General features: G+C 44.2%; 18 protein-coding genes. 4 read left to right on the plus strand and 14 right to left on the minus strand.

Features of this window, described 5'->3' with window-relative positions; genetic code table 11:
• Nucleotides 1-60: 60 nt before the first annotated feature.
• A complete protein-coding gene (locus MKX98_RS05690) occupies nucleotides 61-723 on the minus strand; it encodes a hypothetical protein (protein ID WP_339221953.1) in 663 nt (220 codons plus the stop codon).
• 594 nt (nucleotides 724-1,317) lie between these two features.
• On the opposite strand from MKX98_RS05690, the gene MKX98_RS05695 reads away from it, so the two are divergent.
• Nucleotides 1,318-2,073, plus strand: coding sequence for a hypothetical protein (locus tag MKX98_RS05695; protein WP_339221955.1), 756 nt, complete (start codon nucleotides 1,318-1,320; stop codon nucleotides 2,071-2,073).
• Between the two features lie 51 nt (nucleotides 2,074-2,124).
• Here MKX98_RS05695 and MKX98_RS05700 read toward each other — a convergent pair whose 3' ends face one another.
• Complete coding sequence (locus tag MKX98_RS05700; protein WP_339221957.1) at nucleotides 2,125-2,766, minus strand: hypothetical protein; 642 nt, start codon at nucleotides 2,764-2,766, stop codon at nucleotides 2,125-2,127.
• Between the two features lie 284 nt (nucleotides 2,767-3,050).
• Nucleotides 3,051-3,209: a YvrJ family protein gene (locus MKX98_RS05705; RefSeq protein ID WP_336245426.1), complete on the minus strand. Its 159-nt coding sequence runs from the start codon at nucleotides 3,207-3,209 to the stop codon at nucleotides 3,051-3,053.
• A 432-nt stretch (nucleotides 3,210-3,641) separates the two neighbouring features.
• On the opposite strand from MKX98_RS05705, the gene MKX98_RS05710 reads away from it, so the two are divergent.
• The gene (locus MKX98_RS05710) at nucleotides 3,642-4,391 is read left to right on the plus strand and encodes a hypothetical protein (protein ID WP_194541082.1); all 750 of its coding nucleotides are present in this window, start codon (nucleotides 3,642-3,644) and stop codon (nucleotides 4,389-4,391) included.
• A gap of 36 nt (nucleotides 4,392-4,427) precedes the next feature.
• On the opposite strand, the gene MKX98_RS05715 is transcribed toward MKX98_RS05710, so the two are convergent.
• The 9 genes from MKX98_RS05715 to ssuC form a co-directional block, all read right to left on the minus strand.
• Nucleotides 4,428-4,919 carry a cell wall hydrolase gene (locus tag MKX98_RS05715; protein ID WP_194541083.1) on the minus strand — a complete coding sequence of 164 codons (492 nt, stop codon included), beginning with the start codon at nucleotides 4,917-4,919 and terminating at the stop codon, nucleotides 4,428-4,430.
• Between the two features lie 91 nt (nucleotides 4,920-5,010).
• Nucleotides 5,011-5,208: a helix-turn-helix domain-containing protein gene (locus MKX98_RS05720; RefSeq protein WP_194541084.1), complete on the minus strand. Its 198-nt coding sequence runs from the start codon at nucleotides 5,206-5,208 to the stop codon at nucleotides 5,011-5,013.
• A 78-nt stretch (nucleotides 5,209-5,286) separates the two neighbouring features.
• On the minus strand, nucleotides 5,287-5,679 hold the full coding sequence (locus MKX98_RS05725; RefSeq protein ID WP_194541085.1) for a sigma-70 family RNA polymerase sigma factor: 393 nt from the start codon (nucleotides 5,677-5,679) through the stop codon (nucleotides 5,287-5,289).
• Between the two features lie 757 nt (nucleotides 5,680-6,436).
• A complete protein-coding gene (locus tag MKX98_RS05730; protein ID WP_339221964.1) occupies nucleotides 6,437-7,381 on the minus strand; it encodes an aliphatic sulfonate ABC transporter substrate-binding protein in 945 nt (314 codons plus the stop codon).
• 69 nt (nucleotides 7,382-7,450) lie between these two features.
• A complete protein-coding gene (locus MKX98_RS05735; RefSeq protein ID WP_339221966.1) occupies nucleotides 7,451-8,593 on the minus strand; it encodes an LLM class flavin-dependent oxidoreductase in 1,143 nt (380 codons plus the stop codon).
• A 1-nt stretch (nucleotide 8,594) separates the two neighbouring features.
• The gene (locus MKX98_RS05740) at nucleotides 8,595-9,494 is read right to left on the minus strand and encodes an aliphatic sulfonate ABC transporter substrate-binding protein (RefSeq protein WP_339221968.1); all 900 of its coding nucleotides are present in this window, start codon (nucleotides 9,492-9,494) and stop codon (nucleotides 8,595-8,597) included.
• Complete coding sequence (locus MKX98_RS05745) at nucleotides 9,491-10,510, minus strand: ABC transporter substrate-binding protein (RefSeq protein WP_339221970.1); 1,020 nt, start codon at nucleotides 10,508-10,510, stop codon at nucleotides 9,491-9,493. Before MKX98_RS05745 ends, MKX98_RS05740 begins: the two co-directional genes overlap by 4 nt.
• Nucleotides 10,511-10,628: 118 nt before the next feature.
• Nucleotides 10,629-11,426 carry an ATP-binding cassette domain-containing protein gene (locus MKX98_RS05750; RefSeq protein WP_339221972.1) on the minus strand — a complete coding sequence of 266 codons (798 nt, stop codon included), beginning with the start codon at nucleotides 11,424-11,426 and terminating at the stop codon, nucleotides 10,629-10,631.
• 13 nt (nucleotides 11,427-11,439) lie between these two features.
• Complete coding sequence (gene ssuC, locus MKX98_RS05755; RefSeq protein ID WP_339221974.1) at nucleotides 11,440-12,219, minus strand: aliphatic sulfonate ABC transporter permease SsuC; 780 nt, start codon at nucleotides 12,217-12,219, stop codon at nucleotides 11,440-11,442.
• Nucleotides 12,220-12,581: 362 nt separating this feature from the next.
• Here ssuC and MKX98_RS05760 point away from each other — a divergent pair, with 362 nt between their 5' ends.
• The gene (locus MKX98_RS05760; protein ID WP_339221975.1) at nucleotides 12,582-13,316 is read left to right on the plus strand and encodes an SMI1/KNR4 family protein; all 735 of its coding nucleotides are present in this window, start codon (nucleotides 12,582-12,584) and stop codon (nucleotides 13,314-13,316) included.
• 342 nt (nucleotides 13,317-13,658) lie between these two features.
• Nucleotides 13,659-14,318 carry a hypothetical protein gene (locus tag MKX98_RS05765; RefSeq protein WP_339221976.1) on the plus strand — a complete coding sequence of 220 codons (660 nt, stop codon included), beginning with the start codon at nucleotides 13,659-13,661 and terminating at the stop codon, nucleotides 14,316-14,318.
• A 24-nt stretch (nucleotides 14,319-14,342) separates the two neighbouring features.
• On the opposite strand, the gene MKX98_RS05770 is transcribed toward MKX98_RS05765, so the two are convergent.
• Entirely contained in the window at nucleotides 14,343-15,212 is an 870-nt protein-coding gene (locus tag MKX98_RS05770; protein ID WP_339221978.1) for an AraC family transcriptional regulator, read from the minus strand.
• 260 nt (nucleotides 15,213-15,472) lie between these two features.
• Nucleotides 15,473-15,949, minus strand: coding sequence for a small multi-drug export protein (locus tag MKX98_RS05775; protein ID WP_339221979.1), 477 nt, complete (start codon nucleotides 15,947-15,949; stop codon nucleotides 15,473-15,475).
• Between the last annotated feature and the right edge of the window lie 32 nt (nucleotides 15,950-15,981).

The raw sequence follows: 15,981 nt of genomic DNA on the forward strand, positions 1-15,981 counted from the left end.
GTTATCTCTCTTAGCTGCATGGATTGATGTTCTGCCAACTGTTAACGATAACGTTTCTTGTTATTTCACGAATGTGTCCGGCAGCTTCAGGGAAATGATCGCCTTGTCAGTATCCTGCAACCCCGAATCACTTAGAAATTGCTCTCGAAGCTCTTTTTTACTCTTACCTAATGCATACTTAACGCTAATATCGACGACATTGCCATGCGAACGAAATGCGGGGAATTGGTCCAACGAAAAAACAATCGCATTCGCTTTATAAGTCTTCGAATCATCAGCCCCGCAAGGAGATTTGGAATCATCTTGGCATATGTTTACTGTAATGGGAAGGTGCCGCGGATTGTTCTTAATTATTTCCCCATTGATGGAGCCGTCGATGTACTGGATGCTGATTTCCCGATCCTTCCTCGTATTCTCGACCGCAGACACAACATACAGCCGATCTGGAACGGCTTGATTATTCTGATTGACGGCATCTTTCACCAAGAAAGCGTATTGGTAGCGGATGCTGATATTTTCTTCGATCTCCGAGATTTCGGTCAAGGGTTCCGTGTTCACGGATCCAGCGGATTTGATCCCTTCCACATCATAGATTACGCTTAATATCGATTCAGGGTCCGTGTTCTGAGGGACGGTTTGTTTGACGGACGTGCTGCAGCCGGTCAAAAGGGCAGCGAAGACCATGAAGATGGCTATGACATATCGGTTCTTTTTGCGATTCAAGCCTTTCCCAATCCTCCTTCAACTGCATGTATGACATGTTTAATAAATGAAGCTATCAAAAATAAGTTAATGGAATTCATGGCATAATGCAAGCTAGGACGATACTTAGGAACGGGTGAAGGTGAGGACGGAATGCTAAGACAATTGTTACGACCAATCCGACCAATCCGACCAGCGTGATAAGCAGCGATAGGTAGAACGAAAATTTTTGAGATTCTATTCGACTTTACTACAATTACAAGATATCAATATTTCCTGTGGTCTTCCGGTTATAGGATCGATGTTGAATTTATCAATGTACATCCTGCGGAGAGTGGCTAGTTGTGTAGACAATTCTCATCCAAACCGTTGGAACACTTCTTGCTCTTGCTTATCAGTATCATTTGTTTCATCGCTAGATATACATTTAGAATATGCTCTGACTGCTACATGTACAGCTTGGATGCTTTTGATCAAATGATCTCGACAAACCACTTTTATCGCCCCCATATAGATTGATTAATTCCATTTGTTACTATTTTTTAAATATAAAATGACATATTATCAACTTTTTGGTTTTTGAATCATGTATACTGATCTATATTAAATTCAACAATGAATCGAAAGAAGGGAAATAAAATTATTAAGAAGCCTATCTTGATGTTAAATGCCTTTATTTTGTGTGGTACCTTGCTGACTGCTTGTGGAAATGAGCAGCCCTCAGTATCTCAAGACACTCCGACTCCGAATACTCAGAGCCAGGGGACTAATAATAAAGAATTAACCTCTCAATTTCCTGATAATGGATACAGTATTAAACTGGATTCCATTGCGGAGAACCAAACTGTCCGAGCTCGAGTGAGTACTGAGCATGGAGAACTCCAGGTTGTATCCAACGGCAAGGAGGAAATTGGACACATTGAGGTGCCTAGCGTTTTTGGAGCAGAAGGCGACTTCACTTTTAGAGGAAATTATAATGTAATATTTAAACATGATGGTTCCGAAAAAGTGATTAAGGAATTAAATGATTTCATATTTGTACAGAAAACCGATAAAACCGTTTCTTTTGAGAAGATCAGTTTTGATAAAGTTGATATTTATCTTCTTACTCCGGAATATACCGCTTCTAGAGGATATAACTCATATGCATTTGGTATAGATAAAGAGAATGGAGACGTTTTTCCATTAACATTCAAAACAGGAAATAACGACCGAGAAACTGTTAATTATGCAATTGATACCTTCCCACATAATGAAGATGGCAAGTTGGTTGTGTCTACTAGAAATACTGAAGGAGAAAACGATGAACAAGCTATTGAAAAAATAGTCTACTCATTGGATATTTCCAAGAAGCAGTTCGTATCAGAATAGATTGATTGAAAATGCACTATCAACCTTGATAGTGCATTTTCAATAAGATAATTAATACAAATTCGGAAGTCCGTATACATTAGGATCTGTTTTTTGGATGTACATTAGACTATTCAGACATGTATTATTGCTGTTAGTAATCGTTGTGTCCATGCCAGGGTAATGATGTTCTGCCCAAATTCGTCTTGTTGCATAGCTGTTAAGAGCAAATACTTGAGTATGACAGAAACCAGAGGCTGGTCCAGTGTAATTCGGATCATAACCATCTTGCAGAGCTTTTACAGCAGCACGAATGCCAGGTGCGTTACCTCCAGCTCTAGAGTAAGCATAGCGAACGTGGATATAACCTTCTATCATCAGTTTGGCGTAAGCAGAAATTCCATCTCGAAGAGTAGAAAAAATCAAATTACGTCCAGATGGTCTGGAATTATCATAAGTTCCACTGTATCCGCAAGCTGAACGTTGGAAGGCGAAATTAAGTGTCGCTTGAATATCTGCGAGTCCAACTGTTCCCCATCCATGCTCGAATCCCCATTGTGTTATGATCATTGCAACGGGCATTCCGTTAAGTCCACCGCTTTTCCTCCAACTTTGATAAGATACCCATTTAGCTAATGCAAGAATATCGTAACGTGTTCCATTGTAAGTGATCGATCCATTGACAGTATTACTAATGTTTGCTGCACAAGCCATTTTAAATGACCTCCTTGAGTTTTTTATTGAACGCTTTTATTGTTGGCGTTCTACTATATAAAGAGAAATGAACATCTGATTTTACAACCGTTCTCGAATTTTATTTCAATTCACTAATATCAAGAGTTTGCATAACCTCGATCATTTTTACATAGAGTTCTTGTTTTAGATTTTCTCGATGATTGGATGGGACCTGTGACAGGGAGGCTTTTATCTTTGAAGTGAAAGATTCTAGAATTTGTAATGATGCATTCTGATCGTCATGTTGCTGAGTTTTACTAAAATCACTTCTTCACGTTTTTTTGTATTTCATTCTTCAATCCATTAATAGCCTCGCTTAAATCAGATATTTTTTTTTCAAAACGAATAAGTAGATACGAAGTAATTGCAATGGGAAACCCTAAATTAGCTATAAAAGTAGCAAAATCAACCTCCGACATCATTCCTCACCCTTTCGTTATTAACCGACTTAAATTAGCTAGTACTTTTAAGTGGTGTTTCGAGAGATTCTGTTGGGATACTCCGAAATTTATTTAGTTTTTGCATTTAAGCGTAAGATAGAATCAGTTGTTGTTGGTTGGGAAGGATTCATAAGCTTAATAAAGTAAATGATCGGTAATATGATCTGAAGAGATCACGCCTGCCTAATAAAGAGAGATGAAGCCCCATTTTCACAACCATTTCTCAAAATAGAATATGAATTCGCCCTTGCCTTGGAATGATCTGTTCAAATGGCCGTATTACTTGAAGTGATGATAGAGGTTTGTTAACATAAATTTAACTTTATTATTAAATATTGTTATTATTATGTAATTCCTCTTCTTATTTGCTTTGATATAATTTCTGCTAGGTACGATGAAAGGGGCACAAGGAGATTGAAAAAAGAAATTGGTGTATTTATGTTGGTGAGTGCTGTTTTGCTTTCGGGGTGTGGTTCAGATGATAGTGGTAGTGCTAATCAAGGGTTGACGGGTGAGTCTCCCAGTAAACAGGTAACAACGCAGCCGGTACAAAACACTAATGAAAAAGAAAAACTGATTACAGCTTCGGAAAATAAGAACGTAAAACTTTATGCTGTCAACGAAACAGACGGTGAAGTTCAAGGGGTTAGGGTTGATATTAACGGGAAACAGAAAGAATTCGATTGGAACATCGTAGATACAGGAACTAAACCACAGCTACTCTATACTGATCTAACGGGTGACGGTAAGGAAGAAGCTGTAATCCTGATCCAGACCGGTCGAGGGACAGAGTTTAATACTTATGACATTCATGTACTTCATGCGGAAGACTTGTCCGAAATTAAAGTACCTAATGCGTTGGATGTTGCTAAAGAAGAAGTGGATTCTAAAGTAATTCAAAAAGCGGATGCGCTGGACATAACAGTTAACATTCAAGGTAAAGAATATAAAACAACTTATCCTACACAAGATGATAACTATTCCGATAAGCTTATTTTTGGGGCTATAAATATTTATTCAATAGAGAATCAAAAAATTGTTGCCACTGTTGCTGGGAATGTTAAACAAATAGAATTTGTCGGTTCCGTTATAATCACTTATAGCTACGATAGTACAAGCAACGAATTTAAAGCTGAGAAAATAGAATTTGATTCTGAAAAGTAAAAAAAGAAGCTGGCAACCACCAGCTCCTTTTTTTACTTAAGGCTCGACGATGTTGAAGAACATGTGGTCACCAACTTGTATTTTCGAAGTAACCTCTACCACATCTACTCTGGCACCAGGCATTTTATACCAGAGTTTCCCTCCAGAAGTATAAGAGAGTGAATTAAAGAGCTTGGCTACTGTGTAATAACGTTTATCGTTAATAGGGTTCCTAAAGCTGCTTAGGTTTTGAGCAACGTTAACACAGTTTCTCCATATGGCACTGCTTGTGTCTGGCGCAAGACATTTAGCTAAGTTATGATCCCAAAAACAACTAAAAGCACCTTGTTGGAGCACAACTGCTTCGATCGTATTTAGGTTACCAAAAGGCTTCCCCGTATAATTTTTACGGTTCATAATGACGTAAGCAACACCTACACGTGAATCTGAGTCATTTTCCGTTTCACCATACAGTGTTCTTGCCAACAAATCGACACTGTCACGTCCGTAAAGCTGGTCTCTCGAAGTTAGTTTGTCACCAATCGCCATAAATTGTTACCTCCATAAAGTTTTTGTAGATCACCGGCGTCTCACTATATAAAGTGAAATGAGCATCTGATTTTACAACCACTCTCGAATTTTATATCAATTCACTAATATCAAAAGTTTGTATAACCTCGATCATTTTTACATAGAGTTCTTGTTTTAAATCTTCTCGATGATCGGGAGGAACTTGTAACAAGGAGGCTTTAATCTTTGGTGTGAAAGATTCCAGAATATGTAGTGTTGCATCTTGGTCATGAAGTTGCTGAGCCTGTACTAACAATTCGGCCATCATAAAATCACTTCTTTACGTTTTTTTAATTTCATTCTTCAATATCAAATCAGTAACGAAATCAACCTCCGACATCGTTCCTCACCCTTGCGTAATTAACCGGCGCAATTTAGCTAGCGCTTTTAATCGGTGTTTCGAGATATTCTGTTGGGATACTCCCAATCTCCGGGCTATTTCCTTGTCAGTTAGTTTTTGTACGTAAGCGTAAGATAGAATCATTTGTTGTTGTGCTGGGAGGGATTCATATGCTTGATGAAGTAGATGATCTGTAATGTGATCTTTTAAATTTGGTGGTACAGATTCTGAATCGTAAACTGTAAATAATGCTGAATCTTGATTTTCGTTGTTGTCTAGCATCAGAGGAAATCGGTTTTCCTTCATTCGTCTCTTTTTGTCGTAATTAATAGAGTTGTAGTAAATAAGATTGGCCATATACGTGATAAACCGACGATTTATTTCCTCTTTCTTTTTCAAAATAAGACCCCCTTCCTTTTTTGAAGAGAACATTCCTACTTAATAAAGAGAGATGAAATCCCATATTTACAACCATTTCCCAAAAGAAGAACAAAAGTTGCTATATTTTATCATTAAATACAATATGATCAATGAAATAAAACACATATCTTATTTGCAAATACAAAAATCTTCTATTAAATTACAATATTTTTCTCTTCTCGATTAATGAAGGTCTCTTAATTTTGGAAAGTAAACTGAGCTACTGCAGGGGGGGGAATATGGATTACTTAACTGAGGAAATACGTACTTGAAAAATCGAATACTGTTTATGACTACCGCCTAATATCAGCTAATCCAAAATACACATATATAAAAGACTGCCCCCAAAGTCTACGATGAACGTAGTCTATTTGAAGGCAGCCCTGTTAAACTTACATAAGGCTTCAATTACATCGCTCTACAAATACTACTTTGCACTTGGCAGCAATTTATTCAACAGAATCGCTGCAAGTGAAGCTGCTAGAATCGGTGAACCGAAACTGCATTCCCCAACTCATTTTAGAGTGGTATCGTCATGGATAGAACAAATGATTTATTAGAGTTGGATAAGCGCCTTATTTCTTTTTGTTTTGGTTCATTGCTAGGCCAATCGTAAAAACAAAAAAAAGGACACCAAGTCCTAAACAGACCTAGTGTCCTCAAATGGTTGGATACTGGAATTTTTACCGAACAATGTCTGACGCTCACCGCTCCTCACAGCTTGCCTCAAGCGGCCTCACTTCAACGTCCTCACATCCACCGTATTGGATAGGACATCCACTTCATTCGGAATAATCCCTTTTTCAAACATATAATCGGCCACCTCTTGCCAACGTTGGCGGACGGTGTCATCAATCGGGTCAAACGGGTATAAAGAGCCTTCCAGCTGCTGACGCGCGACGGGTTCGGAGACGCCTTGGATGTCCTGAATTAATTGGACGGTGTGATCGACGTCGTCGGATAGAAGCGCGGACTCTTCATTCAAGCCTTCGAACACTTCATGGACGAGCTCAGGATGCTCCTTCAGGAAGCCGTTTCGCACAATATACACCGTATCGTTCTCGGATTCGATGTCGCCTGCGGAAATGACCAGCTCTGCACCGAAGTCGACGAGCGCCACGGCCGTAAACGAACCCCATGTCGCCCAAGCGTCGACTTGCCTGCTTTCAAAGGCAGGTCCCGCTTCCGTTGGCGGAAGATAGACAATCTCGACTTCGCTTGCATCGAGTCCGCCTTTCTCCAGCGCTTTATATAGTAGGTATTCGCCCGTGCCTCCGCGGTTTACAGCGATTCTTTTACCCCGAAGGTCGGAAGGACCCTTAATGCCCGCTTCCGGCTTGGCCACAATGCCTTGATTATGAAGATCGCCTTGCTGCTTCGTAAAAATGGTGAATTCCGAGGAGCCTCCGACAAGGGCGCTAATGGCCGCCGTAATCGAGCCGATCGTAATATCGATCGAACCGGCGTTTAACGCCTCGATCGCCGGCGACATGGCGGCAAAACCGCCTGTTTTTTCAACTTTCGCTCCGGCTGCTTCCAGCCTTTTATAGAGGGGACCGCCTTCCTCGGATAAACTTAATGGCTGGGCACTGCGCAGTATGCCAAGACGAACGGGGACGGCCTCATCCTCAGCATTGGCTTGGTTCGCTTGGCCGGCTTTACCGCAAGCTGATAACGTCACTAACAGAATTACTAATAGTACATGTAAGCTTATTTTTCGCATAGGACACTTCCCTTTTTGCCGGATCATTTAGTGGATTTGATGAGCCCAAGTGAAAACCTTCTCCTGTTCTTCTTGCTTCTGTATGGTTGCGGCCTGACGGTTCACGCGTAGATGGGGCAGGATGTATTCTCCTACACGGTAAGCTTCTTCGAGCAGCGGAACACCGGAGAAAATAAACGTTGAAATGCCCGCATCCTGATACTCTCTTATGCGTGCCAGAACGGTTGCCGGACTGCCTACGATCGTTGTGCCCGGACCTGGTCGTACCAGACTCATCCCGGCCCACAAATCCGGATAAATCTCGAGCTCCCGCGCGTCTTTCGGGATCTGACCGTTGTGATTGCGAAGCATGCGCTGCTGCCCCACCGAATCGCTATTTCGAAGAATCGTCTGCATATTTTCCACGGTTTGCGGATCCATCGTCTTGAGCAGCCGATCCGCTTCTTGCCAAGCTTCTTCGTCCGTATCGCGAACGATCAGATATAGCCGGATGCCATATCGCATGGTACGTCCTTGCTCTGCAGCTAAAGCTTGAAGATCTTGAATCTTCTCGGCGACTTGCGGAGGCGTTTCGCCCCAGCTCAGATACGTATCGATATGCTTGGCTGCCGTGACATGAGCCGCTTGCGACGATCCGCCGAACCACAGGGGCGGCGTTGGTTTCTGCGTGGAGGAGAGCTGTAAGGCTTTGCCTTCGGCGGTAATATATTTGCCATGGTAATCCAGGTTTTCCCCGGCCACCGCTTGTTTCCACACCTGAATCCATTCATCCGTGTAGGCATAACGCTCATCATGCCCAAGCGTTGAACCATAGGCGCGCATTTGCGCCGTGTTTCCGTTCACGATGTTTAATAATACGCGTCCTCCGGAAAAATCATCGAAGGTTTGCGCCATTTTCGCAGCGAGCACGGGCGAGATCAACGGCGGATGCACAGCGATCAGAAAGCGCATGTTGTCCGTGCTGGAAATGAGGGATGATCCAAGCACCCACGTATCATGCGGACCCGTTGCCAGCAATGCGCCGGTAAAACCCAATTGGTCGACAGCCGAGGCAATCTGCCTTAGGTAAGGCAAATCGATTTTGCGCGCCCCCTCCGTTGACCAAGGACTGCGGCCATCCGGCGCGGTTAAATACCAATACACTTCAACGTTCTCTTTGTGTACAGCCATGCTATTCTCCTCCAATTTCTACGGGGACAGGTAAAACCGCCTCTGAAACGACTATTTCTTTGGGCAAAATATGCTGTCGTGCTAACAGGTCGGCAACCCGCTGCTGTTCAGTTATGAATTCTTCGGTAATCGGCTGCAGCCCCCAAGGTCTCCGCTGAAGCGCGGCTTCCCATGAATCCACGGAAGGCCAATGGGGCAGGTCCCGGGCAAACAGCTCTGCCGCTTCGCGCGTATTTTCCTGAATCCAACCATCGGCCTGCTGCAGAGCTTCGACAACGGCCTTGAGCAATTGCGGCCGATTCGTCGCAAAATCTCGGCTGGCAAACCATACGGAACGATGAGAGATATGGGATTCAAGCGGCACCAGCGTACGAATGAGTCCTTTGTTATGCAGCTCCGTCAGCTGCGGATCGTTGCCGACCCAAGCCTCCACTTTCCCGGCCAGCAATGCATTCGCCCCATCATTGCCTATATCAACTCGAGCGACATCATCATAAAGAAGGCCTTCTTTATCTAGCGCGGTTGCCAGAAAACTCGTATGCCATGACCCTTCGGAAAGCGCAATGCGCAACCCTTTCAAATCTGCAACGGATTGCACCGGCGTTGCTTTGCGAACGACCAATGCTCCGCTAGCTGTACGAGGATTAGAGACCGCAACGTACACAATATCGATATCCGAAGCCTGCGCGGTTAACGGCGGCGTAGAGCCTGTACCTCCAAAGTCGATTTCTCCGGAGGCGATACGTAGAGGCGTCTTCGCTCCATCGGTGTAATCGACCCAGGCAACGGATGCGTCATGGTTTTTAAGAATCTCTTCTAAAAAGCCTAAGCGGCGCAATACGAATAACGAATGATTATTGGGATGCACGCCGATGGTTACGTCTGCTTTACTTTGAGTCATGTGAGGGACACTCCTTTGGCAATGTTATATTCAGCCGCGGCTAACGGTTCTGGAAGGCTCCAGTCCCATACGTTCACGGGATTCGGGAGAAAACCATGCTCGAACAGGAACCTGCTCTGGGCATCAAGCGCTGTTAAATAGTCTTCGCGTAGTGCCGGTCGAAGCGAAATATTACGATAAGCGGAGGCTACATATTCGGATGAAGCGCCGGTTTCTTTTGTAACGACTCGAATGAAATCATCGGGATGATCTTTGGACCAATCGGCGGCGCGAAGCAGAGAAGTGAGAATTTGTTCCACGATATGCTCCTGCTCCGTCAAGGCCGTATCGACCGTCACGGTTCGGGGCACGCCATTGTTGACTCGCACCAGCGGATCCGGATGGAACCCGAGCTCGATCACTTCCTTTAGGGCGGCCGTACGAGCGGCTTCAAGCCCGGTAGCTCCTTTGACAAAAACGGCATCGATTTTACGCCGCTGCAGCGCCTCGATTTCGGTATTCCATGAATCCCTTCTTCCTTCAGGAACCGCCTCAAGATGAACGATGTTGACATCATCCAGCGTAAGATTCGCAAGTGAGAGCGCATTATGAAAACCGCGAAGCGCTTGGGCCGCTCGAAAATCAATCTCTAAATAACGATGACGAGGAATCCCGATTCGTTTTCCACGCAAATCGCCAGGCTCCTGAATATCCGAGTCAGGAAGGGTAAGGATCGCTTGATATTCATCGACCCAGCTTAGTCCGATCAGCCGCGTATCGCTCCCGGTGGAGCGCGCCCATAAAGCCGGAATGTTCCCTCCTTCTCGCACCAGGAAAGGCAAGGTGTGATTAAAATGCGCATGAGGCAAAGCGTGATTGGTGGCGTTTCTCGTTAGTTCCGCCGCCGTACATCCGGACTTTTCAAGCTCTTGTTGAAGAAGCCCGAGGTCAAGGGCCAAACTGGCTGCTGTCGGAACCGGGCAGCGTGTAATCCTGATTTCCTTAACGATTTCTTGCGGGTTATCGATGTTAGGCATGCTTCAGGGCTCCTTTCTTTTTTCGGTTTCACATCCGGTCATACGCTCGCTTGTGATCCACCTCCTTCAACAAATGGTGTTTTGGCAATCCCCTCCCAAGCGGGATGGTGTTAGAAACCTATGACCCTTTCTTTAAGGGATAGGGGAGGTCTTCTGCTTCATGTCGGCTTGCCGTTTCGGTTATGCCCATGACCCGTTTCAGGATGTGATCGATGAATACTGCCACTTCGGCATTTCCCCGTTGACGGGGGCGCGGGAAAGGGACGGCTCGATCCATCGCGATCCGGCCCTCCTCAATGAGGACCACGCGGTCGGCCAAAACGACAGCCTCTTCGACATCGTGCGTAATCAAGACGGTCGTGAATTGCTGCTGCTGCCACAGCGATTCGATTAATTGCTGCATTTCAATGCGGGTCAATGCATCGAGCGCTCCTAAAGGTTCATCGAGCAGCAATAATTTGGGCTGGCTGGCGAGCGCTCTTGCTAAGGCGACTCGTTGTTTCTGGCCGCCGGACAGCACGGACGGCCATTCATTGGCCCGCGCACTCAGCCCAACCTGCTCTAAAGCGGCTTCGGCTTTATGACGGTCTTCTTTTCGAAGTCCGATCGCTACATTATCGATGACCTTATTCCAAGGCAGCAGCCTCGCATCTTGAAACATCATCCGAGTTTCGGGATGTACTTGCTGAACCGGATGATCATTGATCCATATGTCTCCCGACGTGGATGTTTCCAATCCGGCGATCACGCGCAATAGCGTGCTTTTCCCGCAGCCGCTTCGCCCGATGATGGCAATGAACTCTCCTGGCTTCACGTCCAGCTCAATGCCTTGAAGTACAGGTTGTTCGCCGAAGCTTTTCTGTAATCTTGTTGTACGAAGATGTACACCATGGGTAGAGGAATTCAGGGTCGACACATCCTTTCAGAGCTTACTTTTGATAGTTCGGGTTCCATTGTAAGAACCGCTTCTCTAAGAGCTTGGCGATGGAATCGGCCAGCTTTCCAAATAAGGCATAAAGCAAAATGGTAAGCAGAATGATATCGGTTTGCATGTATTCTCTTGCGTTCATGGCCAGAAAGCCGATGCCTGAATTCGTAGCGATCGTTTCGGATACGATTAGGGTCAACCACATGATGCCTAAGGCGTAGCGTAGTCCGACCAGAATGGAAGGCAGTGCGCCAGGCAGAACGACTCTCCAAAAGAGCGAAGCGGAGCGCAGCCCGTATACGTTCCCCATTTCAATCAACCCGTTGTCCACGGAGCGGATGCCGTGCAGGGTATTGATGTAGACCGGGAATAACACGCCGATCGCGACCAAAAATATTTTTGACTCCTCGCCAATGCCAAACCATAGAACGACTAGCGGAATCATCGCCAGATGAGGAACATTGCGTACCATTTGAATCGTGGTATCCAACAATTTTTCAGCAATGGAGGATAAGCCGTTCATAAAGCCCAGTACAAGACCGATCCCCCCGCCTATTAGGAAACCAATGAACGCTCTTTGAAAGCTGATCGAGATATGTTCGATTAATTCTCCTGACAACAGCAACTCCCTGAAAGAAAATAAAACGTCTTGAGGCAGGGGGAGGATTTTTCTCGATATCACATCAAGATTGGATAATATGGACCACAGAACGATTAGTAAGATGGGGAGAACCCAAGGCAGGCATTTTCCGATCAACGGATTGGACATGAACTTTCTCATCACTTCAACTTCACCTAGCTTTCAAAAATAGGATGATCAACAATAAAAGGCCACAACACCAGCAGAATATCCTGCTGAGGCTGTGACCTCCATTTGAATGGTCGGTATCTTTTTAATGTTTAATAATTCCTATAAGTTTAATATGGATTTGATTATACTTCCCGATTTTGGTTTCGTCAACCGGAATTTCGAACGTATTCACGCTATGAAAGTGGAAAGAGCTTGAGCTACTAAAGCGGGGCTCGGTACCATTTGTAATAGGCCCGAAATGACGTTCTATTCCTGGGCACAACCTCAAATCTGCAGTATATTTAGAGAAGTAGATGATACCCAGACGCATCACGAGGAGGTTCACGCAATTAATGGAAGCAAATATAGAAACACTTCTCCGTGTATTGGGAGAGCATCATAAAGAGACCCACGGCATTCCGGAAGCGGACATTCAGGCTAAAGAACAGAGCCTGGGCTTTTCGTTGCCGACTGCATTGCGGGATTATTACAAGATTTTGGGACGTTCCCCGTATATCACCCAAGGGTGCAATAACCAATATGAACCGCTCCCACTGGAGGACGTGTTCATTCCGGATGAAACGTTTTTTACGACGGACAAAGCATTCCTGGTCTTCTATCAAGTGGAGGAGTCCGTGATCTATTGCGGGATCCGCATTCAGGATTTGGAGAAGGAGGATCCGCCGGTTTACCTGTGCGCGTGGAATTGCCCTGATTGGCAGCTGGAAAATCGATCGCTTCAACGTTTTCTCGCTGGCAAGGCACTGGTTCAGTTAGGAGTTGAGGATCGGCTGCCCTATTGGGTCATTTTTGATGAGAGCATGTGGGGCTTGTCCGATTACTGCAGCAGTATGCATTTGGAGCGAGAGCATGAGCTAGAAGAAGGGTCGGAGCTGAACGCATGGAAAATCTACGTAAAGGACGATGTGCTGATCGTATTTGAACTCGACGTATCCGAAGAAGAGACGGATGAACTGTTGGCCGTATATCTGGTCTCGTTTCAGCGAGCAAGTATGGAGAAGCTGCTGAGCGAGATGGGGAAAGTAACCAACTTGCCTTCATATCGTACGAATTTGTCAGCACAGTGACAGGTTGAGGGAGCGAGTTCCACAAAGTAACTGCGAATGGTTGATATGGTTATGGTCCAATAGATTGAACGGGGGAGAAATATATTGTAGATTCGTTTGCATCTCGATAGAGGTGCTTTTTTTCGTTATAAGGTTCCTTACGATTTCTTCACTAATTACAGCAAGATCTGAAAAGTAAGGGCAGGCTATATTTGTTAAGTTATATTCGACAAACAGATTAAGGAAGGGGCTGTAGCAAAGAATTTTCAAAATATCCTCGTTGGATGTTTAGAGTCGAAAACCTGTCATGTCGAGAAAGATGTGGCGATCATGTGATTAATATCTAGAAGTGGAGGAAACATCGTGAATATAGAGCTCAATACAGAGGTAAGTAAATCAATAATAACGGCACATGTTCTCAACCGGTGGTCAGGATTTATGGCAATAATAGCGGGGATTCTATATATCGTCATTCAATTTATCCATCCGACAGATGATATCTCTTCTGTGCACACAAACTCTTGGGTAGTGGTGGCATGCCTGACTATGGCTATGTCGTTCTTTAACCTGATCGGAATTACGGGATTCTATGTACGCCAAGCGAAAGAAGCGGGGTGGCTTGGCCTGATCGGTTTTCTTTTATTCAATCTGTTCTGGTTAATCTCATTAATCTTTAGTTTCATCGAAGCATTCGTTTTGCCGTTGTTGACAAGTGATGCTGATAAGTTTGTGGCAGGAATGGTTGGGCTCTTTGGAGGAACAGTCAGCGAGGTTCATCTGGGGATCTTCCCAATATTAGCACCGCTCGCGGGCGTATTGTATATGCTAGGAGGTCTCCTGCTAGGCATCGCCGCATTACGTGCCAGAGTCTTCCCCCGCCCAGCAGCAATTCTGCTGGCTTTCGCTGCTGTAGTGACCTTTGCCGCTGCAATTATTCCCCATCCGTATGATCGGGCATTGGCGATACCGATGGGCGTTGCTCTGATATGGATCGGATATATTATTTGGTCGGAACGTAAGTAAGCATCGAATTAGAGATGTGCAACATTAAATGTCCAGATCGTCAGGAAGTTTCTTGATGGGGGCATAGATATGGTAGGCTGAATCCAGATTGTGGACGTCATTAAAAACCTGGATAAGTTCAATATCCGATTGATCGGACTCTTGCTTGGAAATCTTTAAGAATCTTGCATAGTCTGTTTTGAGCACTTCTCCAATATCAAGCAGGTCACCAAAATAGTTGAACCTCGCACAAAAAATAGTCGGTACATCAATCGTGAAATAAAAGGGTTTATGAATTTGAATGTCACTTGGGATTCCGAACAGCACTTTGAACCGGGTTGAATTGGGTTGACAGTTTGAATAAATGACAAAACAAGAACCATTTATGTTCTCATCAATATGATTCAGCAGCATTGTTGAATGGGAGTGAATCTTCTGCTTGTAATCATCGGTGGCTAGGTCTACTTCAAAGGCAATCCCGCTGATTCGGGTCTCTTTGAACTCTGTCAGTGTGAAGTCCGTGACGATATCACCATGAATATTTTTAAATGGTCTTTTAACTACAGTAGGTATTGGAGTCGGAGTGATTGGTTTAAACCCTGCTCTTAGCGAACTTGGAGCTACGCCGTAATGTTGTTTGAATGCCCGGGTGAATGAGGCCTGCGTACCAAAGGCTAACTGGTAAGCAATATCGGTTAATGACAAGTTGTTGTTATAAATGAGTGATAAAGCGGCATTCAATCTTCTAGATAGGATGTACTGATTTAAGGAACAGCCCATCATGGCAGAAAAAAGCCTATGAAAATAATATTTAGACATATTGAAAGTAAGCGCAACGGATGACACGGTTAAAGGCTGTTCTAAATTTTCCTCAATATGAATCAATGCTTGTTCTATTATCCTGTGATGGTTCATACGAACTCCCTTGTCACGCTCTAATTTTGTGCTAAGTATACCACACGCGTTATACCGCTTAGAAGGCAATTCGCAATCTACTAACCAAGTATGTCACTACTGCTGGGACACATTAGTTGGTATAATGGAAAATTGTTAAGCTAACTGGAAACGAAGTTTAATAAAAATAGCGGCCGACCAAGATTTATTTCTGACATCTTAGTAGCCGCTTTTTCATTAATTTGTCTTCAAATGCTCCTCAAGATATAACGATGAATCATCTATCTAAGCAAGTACTCTCTCCCAAAATGAATAAGCAGCCCAGACCCTACCGCCCACAAGATAATACTAATGGTCTGCCAAGTGATGATATTTTTCTTATCCGCATTGGCCATCGTGCAAATTAATGCGCCTATATGGTTAGCCCCAATGATTGGCCCTAATAGGGAAATGCCAGGAACGCCATATCGATTGAAATACACTTTACCTTTTTGAAAACGTCGATAAACAAAACTATCGCTTCTATCATTGAAAAATCTGGATTTGATCCATGAAGAGGAAATGATTACGGTCAAGACCGAAAGCCAGTTGCCCAAGATGGCCAGAACAGCAATTGGAATGAACGGGAGCTTCAGCAGCACTCCCACAGGCACCGCTACATGAGCCTCGAGGAAAGGGATAAACGAGATTGCGAACACAGCTATAAATTGATAAAGAACTGGAATATGCTCTACTTTTTGCAAAATATCTTGTATCAATGTATTCCCACCTTAATGATGATATGGATGTA

The organism is Paenibacillus sp. FSL W7-1332 (assembly GCF_037969785.1).
GTDB lineage: Bacteria > Bacillota > Bacilli > Paenibacillales > Paenibacillaceae > Paenibacillus_AQ.

Coding starts and splice junctions, on each gene's coding strand:
- MKX98_RS05700 (WP_339221957.1), bottom strand. CDS start 2,766: ATGGCTTGTGCAGCAAACATTAGTAATACTGTCAATGGATCGATCACT.
- MKX98_RS05720 (WP_194541084.1), bottom strand. CDS start 5,208: ATGATGGCCGAATTGTTAGTACAGGCTCAGCAACTTCATGACCAAGAT.
- MKX98_RS05740 (WP_339221968.1), bottom strand. CDS start 9,494: ATGACTCAAAGTAAAGCAGACGTAACCATCGGCGTGCATCCCAATAAT.
- MKX98_RS05770 (WP_339221978.1), bottom strand. CDS start 15,212: ATGAACCATCACAGGATAATAGAACAAGCATTGATTCATATTGAGGAA.
- MKX98_RS05745 (WP_339221970.1), bottom strand. CDS start 10,510: ATGCCTAACATCGATAACCCGCAAGAAATCGTTAAGGAAATCAGGATT.
- ssuC (WP_339221974.1), bottom strand. CDS start 12,219: ATGAGAAAGTTCATGTCCAATCCGTTGATCGGAAAATGCCTGCCTTGG.
- MKX98_RS05705 (WP_336245426.1), bottom strand. CDS start 3,209: ATGATGTCGGAGGTTGATTTTGCTACTTTTATAGCTAATTTAGGGTTT.
- MKX98_RS05760 (WP_339221975.1), top strand. CDS start 12,582: ATGGAAGCAAATATAGAAACACTTCTCCGTGTATTGGGAGAGCATCAT.
- MKX98_RS05715 (WP_194541083.1), bottom strand. CDS start 4,919: ATGGCGATTGGTGACAAACTAACTTCGAGAGACCAGCTTTACGGACGT.
- MKX98_RS05695 (WP_339221955.1), top strand. CDS start 1,318: ATGAATCGAAAGAAGGGAAATAAAATTATTAAGAAGCCTATCTTGATG.
- MKX98_RS05735 (WP_339221966.1), bottom strand. CDS start 8,593: ATGGCTGTACACAAAGAGAACGTTGAAGTGTATTGGTATTTAACCGCG.